Origin of the sequence: Actinomadura litoris, from assembly GCF_009733595.1 — a bacterium.
Lineage (GTDB): Bacteria > Actinomycetota > Actinomycetes > Streptosporangiales > Streptosporangiaceae > Spirillospora > Spirillospora litoris.
In genome coordinates this window covers 385,656-399,892 of sequence record NZ_WOFH01000004.1, presented here as the reverse complement: position 1 = coordinate 399,892, position 14,237 = coordinate 385,656, and the positions used below count along the sequence as shown (strand labels likewise).

The 14,237-nt window shown below is 77.1% G+C and carries 13 protein-coding genes; 10 read left to right on the top strand and 3 right to left on the bottom strand.

Features of this window, described 5'->3' with window-relative positions; all coding sequences use genetic code 11:
* The first annotated feature begins 51 nt into the window (after nucleotides 1-51).
* Both GNZ18_RS13230 and GNZ18_RS13225 read left to right on the top strand, forming a co-directional pair.
* Complete coding sequence (locus GNZ18_RS13230) at nucleotides 52-975, top strand: NADP-dependent oxidoreductase (RefSeq protein ID WP_156216632.1); 924 nt, start codon at nucleotides 52-54, stop codon at nucleotides 973-975.
* Between the two features lie 109 nt (nucleotides 976-1,084).
* On the top strand, nucleotides 1,085-2,152 hold the full coding sequence (locus GNZ18_RS13225; protein WP_312874481.1) for a tyrosine-type recombinase/integrase: 1,068 nt from the start codon (nucleotides 1,085-1,087) through the stop codon (nucleotides 2,150-2,152).
* Between the two features lie 270 nt (nucleotides 2,153-2,422).
* Here the strand turns inward: GNZ18_RS13225 and GNZ18_RS13220 are convergent, their stop codons facing one another.
* Nucleotides 2,423-3,625, bottom strand: coding sequence for a serine hydrolase domain-containing protein (locus GNZ18_RS13220; RefSeq protein WP_312874480.1), 1,203 nt, complete (start codon nucleotides 3,623-3,625; stop codon nucleotides 2,423-2,425).
* Between the two features lie 310 nt (nucleotides 3,626-3,935).
* On the opposite strand from GNZ18_RS13220, the gene GNZ18_RS13215 reads away from it, so the two are divergent.
* The 4 genes from GNZ18_RS13215 (at nucleotide 3,936) to GNZ18_RS13200 (ending at nucleotide 7,560) form a co-directional block, all read left to right on the top strand.
* Nucleotides 3,936-4,598 carry a DedA family protein gene (locus GNZ18_RS13215; RefSeq protein WP_156216630.1) on the top strand — a complete coding sequence of 221 codons (663 nt, stop codon included), beginning with the start codon at nucleotides 3,936-3,938 and terminating at the stop codon, nucleotides 4,596-4,598.
* Nucleotides 4,599-4,757: 159 nt separating this feature from the next.
* The gene (locus GNZ18_RS43120) at nucleotides 4,758-5,546 is read left to right on the top strand and encodes a phosphatase PAP2 family protein (RefSeq protein ID WP_156216628.1); all 789 of its coding nucleotides are present in this window, start codon (nucleotides 4,758-4,760) and stop codon (nucleotides 5,544-5,546) included.
* Nucleotides 5,547-5,779: 233 nt separating this feature from the next.
* On the top strand, nucleotides 5,780-6,727 hold the full coding sequence (locus tag GNZ18_RS13205; RefSeq protein ID WP_156216626.1) for an ABC transporter ATP-binding protein: 948 nt from the start codon (nucleotides 5,780-5,782) through the stop codon (nucleotides 6,725-6,727).
* Nucleotides 6,724-7,560 carry an ABC transporter permease gene (locus GNZ18_RS13200; RefSeq protein ID WP_156216624.1) on the top strand — a complete coding sequence of 279 codons (837 nt, stop codon included), beginning with the start codon at nucleotides 6,724-6,726 and terminating at the stop codon, nucleotides 7,558-7,560. The genes GNZ18_RS13205 and GNZ18_RS13200 overlap by 4 nt, the downstream gene beginning before the upstream one ends.
* Nucleotides 7,561-7,616: 56 nt before the next feature.
* Here the strand turns inward: GNZ18_RS13200 and GNZ18_RS13195 are convergent, their stop codons facing one another.
* The gene (locus GNZ18_RS13195) at nucleotides 7,617-8,294 is read right to left on the bottom strand and encodes a response regulator (RefSeq protein ID WP_214619317.1); all 678 of its coding nucleotides are present in this window, start codon (nucleotides 8,292-8,294) and stop codon (nucleotides 7,617-7,619) included.
* Entirely contained in the window at nucleotides 8,291-10,201 is a 1,911-nt protein-coding gene (locus GNZ18_RS42115) for a sensor histidine kinase (RefSeq protein ID WP_156216622.1), read from the bottom strand. The genes GNZ18_RS13195 and GNZ18_RS42115 overlap by 4 nt, the downstream gene beginning before the upstream one ends.
* Nucleotides 10,202-10,331: 130 nt before the next feature.
* Here GNZ18_RS42115 and GNZ18_RS13185 point away from each other — a divergent pair, with 130 nt between their 5' ends.
* From GNZ18_RS13185 to GNZ18_RS13170, 4 genes are all read left to right on the top strand, one after another.
* Entirely contained in the window at nucleotides 10,332-11,897 is a 1,566-nt protein-coding gene (locus GNZ18_RS13185) for a sensor histidine kinase (RefSeq protein ID WP_312874479.1), read from the top strand.
* Nucleotides 11,894-12,559, top strand: a complete 666-nt coding sequence (locus tag GNZ18_RS13180; RefSeq protein WP_214619319.1) for a response regulator — start codon at nucleotides 11,894-11,896, stop codon at nucleotides 12,557-12,559. Before GNZ18_RS13185 ends, GNZ18_RS13180 begins: the two co-directional genes overlap by 4 nt.
* Before the next feature lie 75 nt (nucleotides 12,560-12,634).
* The gene (locus tag GNZ18_RS13175; protein WP_156216620.1) at nucleotides 12,635-13,408 is read left to right on the top strand and encodes an RNA polymerase sigma factor; all 774 of its coding nucleotides are present in this window, start codon (nucleotides 12,635-12,637) and stop codon (nucleotides 13,406-13,408) included.
* The gene (locus GNZ18_RS13170) at nucleotides 13,405-14,223 is read left to right on the top strand and encodes a methylated-DNA--[protein]-cysteine S-methyltransferase (RefSeq protein WP_156216618.1); all 819 of its coding nucleotides are present in this window, start codon (nucleotides 13,405-13,407) and stop codon (nucleotides 14,221-14,223) included. The genes GNZ18_RS13175 and GNZ18_RS13170 overlap by 4 nt, the downstream gene beginning before the upstream one ends.
* Nucleotides 14,224-14,237 lie beyond the last annotated feature (14 nt).

Sequence of the window (14,237 nt, the reverse complement as noted above, 5' to 3'; positions counted from 1 at the left end):
TGGGCGGCAGGGTGGGGTGTGCCGGGAGGGTTCGGATGGAGGGAGTGCGGGATGAGGGCGGTGGTGTTCGGCCGGTTCGGGGGGCCGGAGGTCCTGGAGGTCGTCGAGGTCGCGGAGCCGCGTCCGGGCCCGGGGCAGGTGCGGATCGCGGTGCGCGCCGCCGGGGTCAACGCCAGCGACTGGATGAAGCGGCGGGGCCTGATGGATCAGGGGCTTCCGCAGCGGTTGGGGTATGAGGCGGCGGGCGTCGTGGACGAGGTCGGCGCGGGCGTGACCGGTGTGGCCGTCGGTGACCGGGTGTTCGGGTTCTCCGCGGTCGGCGGCGTCCAGGCGGAGCTGGCGGTGCTGTCGTGCTTCGCGCCCGTCCCGGCGTCGCTCGGGTTCGCGGGGGCCGCCGCGCTGCCGGTGGCGGCGGAGACGGCGGCGCGTGCCCTGGACCGGTTGGGCGTCGGGGCGGGCGAGGTGGTGCTGGTCAACGGGGCGTCGGGGAATGTGGGGGGCGCCGCCGTGCAGCTCGCCGTGGCGCGGGGGGCGCGGGTGATCGGTACCGGGGGTCCGGGTGCCCGTGGTCGTCTGCGGTCGTTCGGCGCGGAGCCCGTCGCCTATGGTCCGGGTTGGGCGGAGCGGGTCCGTGCGGTCGCTCCCGGCGGGGTGGACGCCGCGTTGGACGTGGCGGGCGGGGGTGTGCTGCCGGAGTTGGTCGCGCTCGCGGGTGGTGCGGGGCGGGTGGTCACGGTCGCGGACGCCGAGGGGGCGCGGCGGCATGGGGTGCGGTTCAGCGGGGGCGAGGAGGGCCGTGCGCTGTATGTGGTCTCGGAGATCGGGGCGCTGGTCGATTCCGGGCGGTTCGTCCTTCCGGTGGGGCGGACGTTCCCGCTGGCGGAGGTGGCGGAGGCGCATCGGGTCGGGGAGGCGCGGCGGGTGCGCGGGAAGCTCGTGCTGCTGGTGGGCCCGGAGGATGGGGACGCGTCCTGAGGGAGGGGTGCCGCGCGGCGGGCCCCGCCGCCGGGTCGGGCGTGGGGCGGGTGGGTTCGTCGTGTCGTCGCGGCGGGTTCTGTCGGTGGCGGGCGGTAGCGTGCGGCGGGTGCGTCCGAGTGATGTTCAGCGGCTGACGGTGGCGGAGACGGCCGACCGGTATGTGGAGATGGTGCGGGCGAAGCGGTCCACGGGCGCGCTGGCGGCCGGGACGGCGGAGGTGTACGCGCGTGACGTGGTGACGTTCGCGGCGCTGGCGGGTCCCGAGCGGGTGCTGGACGACCTGACGGGCGAGGACGTCGACGCGGTGCTGCTGCGGTTCGCGCGCAAGCCCGACGGGCGCCGCTCCCCCGGTGCCGCCGCTCCCCCGCCCGCGGACGGGCGGCCGTCGCAGAGCGCGTCGTCGCAGGCGCGGTTCCGGCGTTCGCTGTCGGCGTTCTTCCGGCACGCGCTGGTGGCGGGGTGGGTGCAGCTGGATCCGATGGGGGCGGTGACGCTGCGTCCGCGGCATCGGGGCGGGTTGCGGGCCGAGCGGCGGGCGCTGACGGTCGAGCAGGCGGAGGGGCTGCTGGGCGCGGCGCATGACCTGGTGGAGACGGCGCCGGCGGCGCGGGGCCGGCAGGACCAGCGGACGGAGCTGCGCGACGGGTTGATCGTGCTGCTGCTGGCGGCGGTGGGGCCGCGGGTGTCGGAGCTGACGCGGGCCAACGCGGAGGACTTCTTCGTCAACGCGGGGACGCGGTACTGGCGGATCTTCGGCAAGGGCGGGCGGACGCGGGACGTGCCGGTCCCGGCGCCGGTGGCGGAGGTGCTGGACGCCTACCTGGAGCAGGGGCGGCGGCTGCTGGACCGGGGCCGCGATCCCAAGGCGCTGCTGCTGTCGTGGCGGGGGCGGCGGCTGGCGCGCGGGGACGTGCAGGCGGTCATCGACCGGGTGCTGGCGCGGGTGGAGCCGGGCCGGCGGCGGGGGGTGACGCCGCACGGGCTGCGGCACACGACGGCGACGCATCTGCTGGCGGCGGCCACGGACATGGACGCGGTGCGGCGGGTGCTGGGGCACGCCGACCTGTCGACGCTGGGCCGCTACCGGGACGAGTTGCCGGGCGAGTTGGAGGCGGCGATGCGCGTCCACCCGCTGCTGGGCCCGCTGGAGGGGCGGGCCCGGCGCGGGGGGTGAGCGGACGCGCGCCCCGACCGGCGCTGGGGCGGCGCGGGCAGCGGGCAGCGTCGCGAAGCGGTGCGGCGGCGCGGTGGGGCGCCGGTGATCGGTTTCGCCGGGCGGGGTGGTGCCGCCTCCCCCGCCGCGCCGCCTGCCGGGCGTTGGGCGTGCGGCGCCGGTGACCGGCGCCGACCGTCCGGTGGCCGGTGGGCGCCGCGTGGTGGTGGAGGGGTTCGGGGCCAGGTAGGGCGGCCGTCTCGTATGTGCGGGGGGTCGGGTGCGGGGCTGTCAGCGTGCGGTGGTGGGGCGGGGCGGGCAGAGTGCCGTTTCGATGGCGGCCTTCATGTCCGCGCGCTGCGCGTCCGGGCCGCCCGGGCCGAGGTTGACCATGACGGTCGCCTGGGCGCCGTCGCGGGTGGCGCCGCCCATGGTCTCGAAGCCGAGCATGTCGCCGGTGTGCCCCCAGTACAGGCCGCCGCAGGGCAGCGGCCTGCTCTCCAGGCCCAGGCCGTAGGCGACGCCGTCGGGGTGGCCGGTGGGGCGGGTGCGTGTCATCTCGCGGAGCTGGGCGGGGCGCAGCAGCGCGCCGCGGACGAGGGCGTCGAAGAACCGGTTGATGTCGGTGCCGGTGGAGATCATCTCGCCGGCCGCGCCCGCGGCGGAGGGGTTGACGGCGGTGGTGTCCAGGAGCGGCGCGTCCTCGCCGGGGCGGGCGTAGCCGCGCGGGTGCGGGCCGGGGATCTGCGGGGAGTCGCCCGGTACGGAGGTGCCGTCGAGGTCGAGGGGGGTGATGACGCGGTGGTGGATCTCCTCGGCGTAGGTGTGGCCGGTGACGCGTTCGATGAGCATGCCGGTGAGGAGGTAGCCGGTGTTGGAGTAGCGCCAGCCGGTGCCGGGCGCGAAGGTCGGGGGGTGGGCGAGCGCGAGGTTCACCAGGTCGCGGGTGTCGTGGTGGGCGGTGGGGTCCTTGAGGATGTCCAGCGGTGAGAGGTAGGTGAGGTAGTCGGGGACGCCGCTGGTGTGCTGGAGGAGCTGCCGGACGGTGATGACGCGGCCGTCGTTGCCGTGGCCGCGGACGACGCCGGGCAGGTACCGCTCGACGGGTGCGTCCAGGGCGAGGCGGTGCTCCCCCGCGAGTTGCAGGACGACGGTCGCGATGAACGGTTTGGTCATGCTGCCGATCCGGAACCGGCTGTCGGGCCGCATCGGCGTGTGCCGGGTGATGTCGGCGTCGCCGCCGGTCAGGACGGTGTCGCCGGTGCGGTCGCGGTACTGCAGGAGCGCTCCGGGGGCGCCGTCGCGGGTGGTGAGGCGCCGCAGGATCGCGCGGAGCCGCCCGTGGTCGGCGCCGCCGGACGGATTGGGCGGTGTGGCCGGTGTGGCCGCGGCGGCGGCGCGTCCCGGGGTGTGGTGGACGGTGAGGGCGGTCGCGGTGGCGGCGGCCGCCGCGAGGGTGAGCGCGCCGCCCAGCGCGCGCCTATGCCTGGTCACATGGGCTCCCGTGGTGGTCGAGGGTCATCACGGTAGGGATCGGGGTGTTCGCCGCGCGTCACCCGGGAGAGCCACGGCGGGTCTCGTACCGGAGGTGCACGGCCGTCCGGTGGGGGCATGGGCGGTGTGGTGGCCGCCGGTCACCCTGCGGCGGGGGCGGGGCGGGACGTCGTTCTTTCGGGGTGCGGGGCGGTGGGGTCCTCCCCCTCAGGGACCTGGCGGGGGCGGGTCGTGTACTGCCGAAAGTCGGGGATGGTCCCGATCTTCCGTCCGATGCCACCACGGGTGACCGTTACCTAGCGTTGTGGACATGGACGGTGTTGTGGACTTCCTGCACACGGCGGTGACCTCGCCCTGGTTCTATCTGGCGTTGTTCGCGGTGGCCGCGCTCGACGGGTTCTTCCCGGTGGTGCCGAGCGAGAGCATGGTGATCACCGCGGGGGTGTACGCGGCGTCGGGGCGTCCCGAGCCGGTGCTGGTGGTGGTGCTGGCGGCGCTCGGCGCGTTCACCGGGGACCATGTCGCCTATCTGATCGGGCGGGGGTCGGGCGGGCGGCTGACGCGGTCGCTGCGGCCGGGGACGCGGCGGCACGCCGCGTTCGGGTGGGCGCGGCGGACGATGGACGAGCGCGGCGGGCTGATCCTGGTCGTCGCCCGGTACGTGCCGGGCGGGCGGACGGCGGTGACGATGACGATGGGCGTCATCCGGTACCCGCTGCGGTCCTTCACGCCGTTCGCGGCGATCGCGGCGGTGTCGTGGGCGGTGTACGGGACGCTGCTGGGCTACCTGGGCGGCGTCGCGTTCGAGGACGACCCGATCAAGGGCGTCGCGGTGGGGCTGGGGTTGGCGCTGGCGGTGACGGGCGTCGTCGAGGGCGTCCGGTTCCTGCGGCACCGCCGTGCCCGGGGCGGCGCGGCGGCCTCCGGCGGGGAGGGCGCGGAGGCCCCCGAGACGTCCGGGACCCCCGTCTGAACCGTCCGCCCCCGTCTCCCCCTTGTGGAACGTGCCCGAATCCCGGCGGGCGCCCGCCGCGCCGTGACAGTCTTGACGAAAGGTGAACAAAAGATGAACTTCGGTGGTTCTGCCGGGGTCACACCCCCGGGAGGACCACCCGCGACCGTGAGGGAGAGCATGCGAGCGCCCGACGTCAGCGTCGAGATCTACCGGGACGTCACCGGGTTCGCGGACGGCACACCGCCCTGGGTGCACACCGCCGCCGACGTCGGGACGAACGCGGGGCTGCTGCTGTTCGCCGCGCTGTTCGCGGCGGGCTGGTGGCGGGCCCGCGGCGGCGACGGCCGGGCGATGGGCCTGGCGCTGGCGGCGCCGGTCGCGATGGTCGCGGCGTACCTGGTCAGCGAGGTGTCCAAGGGGTACCTGCGGGAGGAGCGGCCCTGCCGGGCGGTGGCGGGCGCCGTGCACATCGCGGCGTGCCCCGCGCCGGGCGACTGGTCGTTCCCGAGCAACCACGCGACGATCGCGGCGGGGTCGGCGGCGGCGCTCGTGGTGGCCTGGCGGGCGACGGCGCCGCTGGTGCTGCCGCTGGCGGCGCTGATGGCGTTCTCCCGCGTGTTCGTCGGGGTGCACTACCCCCACGACGTCGCGGCCGGGTTCGCGGTGGGGTGCGTGGTCGCGCCGGTCGTGGCGCTGCTGCTGGTGCGGGTCGCGGCGCCACTGGTGGACAGGCTGCGGGACGTCCCGGTGGGCGCGGCCCTGCTGGGCGCCTCCCCGGGGGTCCCCCCGGACGGCCTGGGCGGCCTGGGAGGTGCGGCCGGGCTCGGGGCGGCGCGTCCGGTCGTCCCGGTGGGCGGTGCGGTGCCCGGTGGGGTGTCCCGCGCGGTGGGCGGGGACGCGGCGGTCACCACACCTGACGTGATGGGCGCGGCGCGCGGCGTCTCCGAGCGGCCGCCGCTCCCCTAGCACCCTCGCACCTCTTCCGGACGGGCCGGGCCCGGCGGCGCCCACATGCCGCCGGGCCCGGCCCGTCCGCATGTCCGCCCCCCCCGGCGTCCCGGCGACCCGCCGCGCCCCGCCGCGCCCTGCCTGCCGTCCCCTGTCGAAAGTCGGGGGGCGGGGGCGACGAACGCGCACTGCGCGGGGCCCGGCCCGCCTCCTAGCGTCGGATCCGCGACCGACACCGGCCGGGAGGCTTGATGATCACATTGCGGCGGCTGACGAAACGCTACGGGGACACCACCGCCGTGCGGGACCTCACCCTGGACGTCGCTCCGGGGCTCGTCACCGGGTTCCTCGGACCCAACGGCGCGGGGAAGTCCACCACGATGCGGATGATCCTCGGCCTGGACCGCCCCACCGGCGGGCACGCCCTGGTCGGCGGCCGCCCCTACGCCGCGCTGCGGCACCCGCTGCGGGAGGTGGGGGCGCTGCTGGACGCCGGGGCCCTCCACCCCGGGCGGTCCGCGCGGCGGCACCTGCTGGCGATGGCGCGCAGCAACGGCATCGCGGCCCGCCGCGTGGAGGAGGTCCTGGCGACGGTCGGGTTGGAGGGCGTCGCCGGGAGGCGCGCCGGGTCGTTCTCCCTGGGCATGGGGCAGCGGCTCGGCATCGCCGGGGCGCTGCTGGGCGACCCGGCGGTGCTGATGTTCGACGAGCCCGTCAACGGCCTGGACCCCGACGGCGTCCGGTGGGTGCGGCGGCTCATGCGGTCGCTGGCCGCCGAGGGCCGCACCGTGTTCGTCTCCAGCCACCTCATGAGCGAGATGCAGCTCACCGCCGACCGGCTCGTGGTGATCGGGAAGGGGCGGCTGATCGCGGACGCGCCGGTCGCCGAGGTCATCGCGGGCAGCTCCCGCAACGCCGTCCGGGTCCGCAGCCCGCACGCCCCGCGCCTGGCCGAGCGCCTCGAAACCGCGCCCGCGCCCGGGCCCGGGGCGAAGGTCGAGGTCGCGCGCGTCGCCGACGGCGAGCTGCTGGTCACCGGGCTGCCGCTGGAGGAGGTCGGGATGGCCGCCCACGCGGTCGGCGCGCCGGTCCTGGAGCTCAGCGAGGTGAAGGCGTCCCTGGAGGAGGCGTACATGGAACTGACCGGCACCAGCGTCGAGTACGGCGCGTCCACCCCCGGAGCGGAGCGGCACCCGTGACCACCGACGTGCACACCGGCCTCCACATCGAGGCTCACAACGGTGCTCCCGGCGCCGGGCCCCGCGCGGGCGGGGGGACGCGCGGCGCGGTCGCCGCCGAGTGGACCAAGCTGTGGTCGGTCCGCTCCACCTGGTGGGGGCTGGCCGGGTCGCTGCTGATGATGGTCCTCATGTGCCTGATCCTGGGGACGGCGACGGTCGGCGCCAACACCGACCCCGACGGCACCGACCCGCCCGGGGTGGTGTCGGTCAGCGGGCTCGCGACCGGGGCGGTCGACATGGTGCAGTTCGTCGTGCTGACCCTGGCGATCCTGGTCATCACCGGCGAGTACGCGACCGGCGCGGTCCGCGCGACCCTGCAGTGGGTGCCGGTCCGGACGCGGATGCTGCTGGCCAAGGGCGCCGTGGTCGCGGCCGTGGTGTTCCCCACCGGGGTCGTGCTGGCCCTCGCCGGGACCGCGACCGCCTACCCCGCCCTCGGCGAGTGGGGGCGGCTGCGCGCCGCCGACCTGGCCCGCGACGCGCCCGCCACCGGCCTGTACCTGGCGCTGGTCAGCCTGATGATCCTGGGCGTGGGGGCGGTGCTGCGCAGCACCGCCGCGACCCTCACCAGCGCGTTCCTGTTCCTGATGGTGCTGCCGCTGACGCTGGCCAACAGCGGCTCGACGGTGCTGGCGCACGTCGCGGACGCGCTGCCCAGCAGCGCCGGCCGGCACTTCCTCAGCCCCGAGGACGCCCCCTACCCGGCCGCCGCCGGGCTGGCGATCCTCACCGCCTGGACCCTCGCCGCGCTCGCCGGGGGGATCACCGTGCTGCGCCGCCGCGACGCCTGACCCCGGCAAGGCCCCGGGCCCCGGGGCGCGGCCGCCGCGTCCCGGCCCGGAGGGCGTCAGGCGGGGCGGGGGGACTCCTCGCCGCCCTCGACCAGGCCCGCCTCATAGGCCAGCACCGCCGCCTGCACCCGGTTGCGGACGTCCAGGCGCGTCAGGATCGCGCTCACATACGCCTTCACCGTCCCCTCCACCACGTGCAGCCGCCGCGCGATCTCCGCGTTGGACAGTCCCGCGCCCAGCAGCGCCAGCACCTGCCGCTCCCGCGGCGTCAGCGCCTCGGTGCGCTCCCGCGCCCGCGCGCCGACCGCCATCCGCCCGCCGCCCAACTCGGTGATCACCCGGTGGGCGACCTGCGGCGACAGGTAGGCCGCGCCGCCCGCGACCGCGCGGACCCCCGCGATCAGCTCGCGCGGGTCCCCCGACTTCAGCAGGAACCCGCTCGCGCCGCCCGACAGCGCCCGCGCGATGTACTCGTCCTCACCGAACGTCGTCAGCATGATCACGCCGGTGGCGGGCGACAGCCGGTTCAGCTCCGCCGCGGCCGCCAGCCCGTCCAGCCGCGGCATGCGGATGTCCAGCAGCGCCACGTCCGGGCGGTGCGCCAGCGCGGCCTCCACCGCCTCCCGCCCGTCGGCGGCCTCCGCGACCACCTCGATCCCCGCGTCCGCCGCCAGGATCGCCCGCACCCCCGCGCGGATCATCGCCTCGTCGTCGGCGAGCAGAACCCTGATCACCCCTTGTCCTCCCCGATCGTCGCGCCCTGCCCGGTCCGGTAGGTGTTCTTGCCGATCAGCCTGCCATCCGCGAAGCACAACCGGTAAACGCGCGCCAGGCCCAGCAGGTTGGTGTTGGAACGGTAGTAGCGGCAGTCCGCGCCCGCCGGCTCCGGCACCCGCGCGCGGACCTCCCCCACCCCCATCGCCTCCCGCTCCGGCAGCACCCGCTCCACCCGCGCCTGCGGGTCGCCCACGCGCAGCGCGTCGTAGTCGGCCGGTTTCAGCTCCGAGGTGAACGTCGACCGGACGTAGTAGCCGACCATCACCGTCGACAGCACCAGGATCAGCCCGGCCGGGACCGCGATCGCCGTGACCAGGCCGCGCCGCACCTGCCGGCGCTCGCGCGCCAGATGCCGCGCCGACTCCGACGCCCACTCCCCCCGCCCCTCGACCGGACCGGAGGCATCGGCGGCGGGGCCCTGCGGCGCGGCGGGCGCCGTCGGCGCCACGGGCATCTCCGCGACGACCTCGAACCCGCCGTCGCCGGAGGTGCCCGCCCGCAGCGTCCCGCCCGCCACCCGCACCCGCTCGGCCAGCCCCGTCAGCCCCCGCCCGCCGCCCGAGGGCAGCAGCGGCGGCTGCGCGGGCGGCTCGTTCACCACCCGCACACAGATCACCCCGCGCCCATGCCCGTCCGCGCCTGTGTCGGTGTCGGCGCGGCGCGTCACCGACACCGTCACCGCCGCGCCCGGGGCGTGCTTGGCCGCGTTGGTGATGCCCTCCTGGACGACCCGGTGCGCCGCGAGCCGCACCAGACCCGCGACCTCCTCGGCGTCCACCGGCGTCACCCCGCCCACTCCGCCGCCCACACCGCCGCCCACACCGCCGTCCGGGTCGCCGTCCGGGTCGCCGCCCGCGCCGGTGGGGGCCAGGCGGATCGGGACGCCCGACGCCCGCGCCCGCTCCACCAGGTCGGGGATGCTCTCGCGGGCCGGGCGGATCCGCGGCCCACCCCCCACCTCCCCGGCGCCCTCCCCGGCGGCCCCGCCGCCGTCCTCGCGCAGCACCCCGATGATCTCCCGCAGGTGCTCGGTCGCCTCCGCCGCGCCCGCCCGCAGCTCCGCCGCCGCGACCCGGTGCCGCTCGGCCAGCCCCGCCGAGACCTGCAGCGCCCCCGCCCGCACCGCGATCAACGCCAGCTCGTGCCCCAGCGAGTCGTGCATGTCCTGCGCGATCCGGGCGCGCTCGCGCAGCCGCTCCCGGTCGGCGATGATCCGCTGCTCGCGCTCCAGCCGGTCCGCGCGCTCCCACCCCGCCCGCAGCAGCTCCTGGTACTGCTGCCAGTACCGGCCCACCAGCCACGGCAGGACGCCCAGCAGCACCAGCCAGATCGTCAGCGGGAACCAGGACGTCACCTGCACGCCCCGCACCAGCTGGAACAGCGTCCACCCCACGAACACGGCCGTGAACGTCCACAGCACCGGACGCGCCTGCCGCATCCGCCGCCCCGCCAGATAGGACGCCACCGGCACCCCGAACACGTAGTTGCCGCTCACCAGCAGCAGCCCCAGCGTCGCCCACACCGCCGCCAGCGGCCACACCCGCGACACCGCCACCGCGGCCGCCCACACCGCGAGCCCGCCCACCTGCGCCCACCAGGCCCACTCCCCGGTGACCGGCAGCAGCGGCCCGCCCGCCACCGGCAGCGCCGGCACCGCGAACAGCACCGCGTCCCTGACCAGCGCCGCCCGCGTCGGACGCCGCAACCGCGCCCGCACCTCCCCCGGCGACGGCACCCGCGACGGCACCTCCCACGGCGTCCGCGCCAGCAACCGCGCCAGCGACCGCGCCACCAGCCGCGCCAGCAGCCGCCACACGGCGCCCCCCACCACACCGGCCCGCGCACCGGCACCCGACTCGCTCACCCGCCCCACGCTACAAGCCGGTGATCTGCGCCGACACCGACGAAAGTCAAGGATCGCCGCCCCCGCCCCGCGGCCCCGCGCGCGGGCGTCCCGGCCTCGCCGGACCCCGCTCTGAACTAGGTTGGGGCCCGTGACCGACACCCGACCGCCCCGGCCGGAACCGGCGGCCGGACCCGCCCCCCGGGCCGCGGGGACCACGGCCGGACCCCCCGACACCACCCCCGGCCCCGATACGCGCCCGGGCGCGCCGCACGCTCTGGGACGGGCCGCGCGGCGCGCCGCCCGCCGGGCGGCGCGGCTGCTGCCCGCGCCGCGCCCGCCCTCCCCGCCCCACGTCCGCGACGCCGACCTCGCCCTGGCCGTCGGCGCGCTGCTGGTCACCGTCCTGATGAGCGCCGTCGCCTCCGGCCCCGAGGACCGCCCCCTGTGGCCCGGCGGCCTCGCGCTGATCGTCCTGACCACCGTCCCGCTCGCGCTGCGCCGCCGCCACCCGCTGCTGCTGCTGGTCGCCGCGACCCTCGGCCCCCCGCTGTACTACCCGCTCGGCTACCCCGACGGGCCGCTGGCGTTCGTGTTCCTGGTCGCGCTGTTCAACGCCGCCGTCGAATGCCGCCTGGCGGTGTCGCTGGGCGCCGTCATCGTCGTCAACGCCGGGTTCCTGGCCGCCTCCCTCACCCGCGGGCACGACGGCGGCGCCGACCCGCAGGCGATCGTGGACGCCCGCGGCGTGACCTCCCTCACCCTCGGCCTGCTGATCACCGTCGCGCTCGGGCAGTACGTCCGCAGCCGCCGCGACCGCGCCGAGGCCGCCGAACGCCGCGCCGCCGAGGCCGAACGCGGCCGCGAGGAAGAGGCGCGCCGCCGCGCCACCCAGGAGCGGCTGCGGATCGCCCGCGAACTCCACGACGTCCTCGCCCACCAGATCTCCCTCATCAACGTCCAGGCCGGCGCCGCCCTGCACCGCCGCGACGACACCGACGCCGCCGACACCGAACGCGCCTACGCCGCCCTTGAGGCGATCAAAACCGCCAGCAAGCAGACCCTGCGGGAACTGCGCGGCGTCCTCGGCGTCCTCCGCCACGTCGACCACGACGACCCTGACACACCCGACACACCCGGAGGGCCGGGGCGCGGGGGCAGCCCCGTCGCGCCCGCCCCCTCCCTCGCCCGCATCGACGACCTGCTCCGCCAGACCGCCGCCGCCGGGCTGACCGTCCACCGCGCCGGCGACCTCGCCCCCACCGGCGACGACCCCGACGGCGCCGCCGCCGACGCCCGCCTGGACGACCTCCCGCCCCCCGTCGGGCTCGCCGCCTACCGCATCGTGCAGGAGGCGCTCACCAACACCGTCCGCCACGCCGGCGCCGCCACCGCCACCGTCCGCGTCTTCCGCACCCCCGGCGCGGTGATCGTGCAGATCGACGACGACGGCACCACCGCCGGCACCCCCACCGGCCCGGCCGCCGAAACCGGCGCCGGGACCGGCGCCGCGACCGGCGCCGTGCGCGGGAACGGGCTGCGCGGCATGCGCGAACGCGCCGCCACCGTCGGCGGCGAACTGACCGCCGGACCCCGCCCCGGCGGCGGGTTCCGGGTCTGGGCACGGCTGCCCCTCGCCGGCCCCCACGACACACACGACACACACGACACACACGTCCCCGACGACGCACACGAGACAACCGAGGAGATCACGTGATCCGGGTGGTGCTGGCCGACGACCAGACGCTGGTGCGGGCCGGGTTCCGGTCGATCCTGGAGGGCGAGGACGACATCGAGATCGTCGCCGAGGCCGGCGACGGCGAGCAGGCCGTCCGCCTCGCCGCCGACCTGCGCCCCGACGTCGTGCTGATGGACATCCGCATGCCCGTCCTGGACGGCCTGGAGGCCACCCGCCGCATCATGGGCGACCCGCGGCTGGAGGCCGTCCGCGTCGTCATCCTCACCACCTTCGACCTCGACGACTACGTCTACGGCGCGATCAAGGCCGGCGCCAGCGGGTTCCTGGTCAAGGACACCGAACCCCCCGAACTGATCCACGGCGTGCGGGTCGTGGCGCGCGGCGACGCGCTGCTGGCCCCCACCGTCACCCGCCGCCTCATCGCCGAGTTCGCCTCCCGGATCACCGAGCCGCCGCCCGCCGCCGAGCTGTCCGCGCTCACCGACCGCGAACGCGAGGTCCTCGGCCTCGTCGCCACCGGACTGTCCAACGAGGAGATCGCCGGACGGCTCGTCCTGTCCCCCGCCACCGCGAAGACCCACGTCAGCCGTATCCTGGCGAAACTGGGGGCCCGGGACCGCGCCCAACTCGTCGTCCTGGCCTACGAGACCGGCATGATCCGCCCCGGCTGGCTCGGCTGACCCCCGCCCCGCCCCTGAGGGGCGGGCGGGTGCAACCCGACAGGTCACGGCGGTGTTCGAACAGATGTGACGGTCATGGACGAAACCACCCCGAAGACACGCGCGGACACGCGGCACCCCGACGCGGCACCGGACACCGCCGCCGCGGACGCCAATGCCGACGCCAATGCGGACGCCGGGGCGGCCGCGCGGGCGGCCGCGGCCGAGGACACCGCCGCCGAGGTCACCGCGGCGCTCGCCCGCGACCTCGACGCCGGGTTCGCCGCCCTGTACCAGGCGTACCGGGGGGCGGTGTTCTCCACCGCGCTGCGCCTCACCGGGCGCTGGGCCGAGGCCGAGGACCTGGCCGCCGAGGCGTTCCTGCGCGCCTACCGCGCCCTGTGCGGCTACGGCCCGCGGCGGATCGCCGAGCTGCGGCCCCGCGCCTGGCTGCTGACGATCCTGACGAACCTGTGGCGCAACGGGCTGCGCACCGCCGCCCGCCGCCCCCCGCCCGGCCCGCTGGAGGACGCCCCCGACCCGCCCGACCCCGCCGAACCCGTCGAGGCCGCCGCCGCCCGCCACGAGACCCGCCGCGAACTCGCCGCGCTGCTGGCCGGCCTGCCCGCCGCGCAGCGCGCCGCCGTCGTCCTGCGGCACGTCACCGACCTGCCCGTCGCCGAGATCGCCACCGTCCTCGACCTGCCCGAGGGCACCGTCAAATCCCACATCTCCCGGGGCCTGGCCCGCCTGCGCGCCCTCGCCGCCGAGGAACCCGCCCCAGTCCCCGCCCAGGACACCGCCCAGGACGCCGACCGGCGCCCCGCACCCCACCAGCCGCACCACCACACGCAAGGGGGCACCCCATGAACCACCACACCGAACCCACCACCGGCACGGACGCCCCCGCGACCGGCCCCACCGCCTCCGACCTCACCTCTGACCTCACCTCCGGCCTCGCCGGGCTGGCCGCCGACGCGCCCGCCGGGCTGCTGGACCGCATCGCCGCCCGCCGCGTCTCCGTCCCCGGCCCCCTGGAGGACCTCCAGGTCGCCTTCACCGACCACGGCGTCGCGTTCCTGCGCGCCGGGATGGACGAACCCGCCTTCACCGCCGCGTTCCGCGCCCGGTTCGCCCGCCCGCTGCTGCCCGCCGACCGGCCCCCCGCCGGGCTCGTCCCCGCCCTGCGCACCGGACGCCTCGCCGGGCTGCCGCTGGACCTGCGCGGCCTCACCGACTTCGAGGCCGCCGTGCTGCGCGCCACCGCCACCATCCCCCGCGGCCAGACCCGCCCCTACGCGTGGGTCGCGCGGCAGGCCGGGAGCCCCCGCGCCGTCCGCGCCGCCGGGTCCGCGCTCGGCCGCAACCCCGTCCCGCTGCTGATCCCCTGCCACCGCGTCACCCGCTCCGACGGCGCCGTCGGCGACTACGTGTTCGGCGCCGAGGCCAAGGCGCGGCTGCTGCGCGCCGAGAACGTCGACCTCGACGAGGCCGCCGCGCTGGCCGCCCGCGGGATCCGCCTGGTCGGCAGCGACACCACCGGCGTCGTCTGCTACCCCACCTGCGCCGACGCGCGCCGCATCACCCCCGCCCACCGGCACGGGTTCCGCGGGCTGCCCGCCGCGCTCGCCGCCGGATACCGGCCCTGCCTCCACTGCCGCCCCGGCGAACCCCGATCCGCCTGACCCGCCCCCCGGCC

What these genes read in the sequence shown, in the direction of transcription:
- GNZ18_RS13175 (WP_156216620.1), top strand. Translation starts at nt 12,635, where the DNA reads ATGGACGAAACCACCCCGAAGACACGCGCGGACACGCGGCACCCCGAC.
- GNZ18_RS13230 (WP_156216632.1), top strand. Translation starts at nt 52, where the DNA reads ATGAGGGCGGTGGTGTTCGGCCGGTTCGGGGGGCCGGAGGTCCTGGAG.
- GNZ18_RS43120 (WP_156216628.1), top strand. Translation starts at nt 4,758, where the DNA reads ATGCGAGCGCCCGACGTCAGCGTCGAGATCTACCGGGACGTCACCGGG.
- GNZ18_RS13215 (WP_156216630.1), top strand. Translation starts at nt 3,936, where the DNA reads ATGGACGGTGTTGTGGACTTCCTGCACACGGCGGTGACCTCGCCCTGG.
- GNZ18_RS13205 (WP_156216626.1), top strand. Translation starts at nt 5,780, where the DNA reads ATGATCACATTGCGGCGGCTGACGAAACGCTACGGGGACACCACCGCC.
- GNZ18_RS13170 (WP_156216618.1), top strand. Translation starts at nt 13,405, where the DNA reads ATGAACCACCACACCGAACCCACCACCGGCACGGACGCCCCCGCGACC.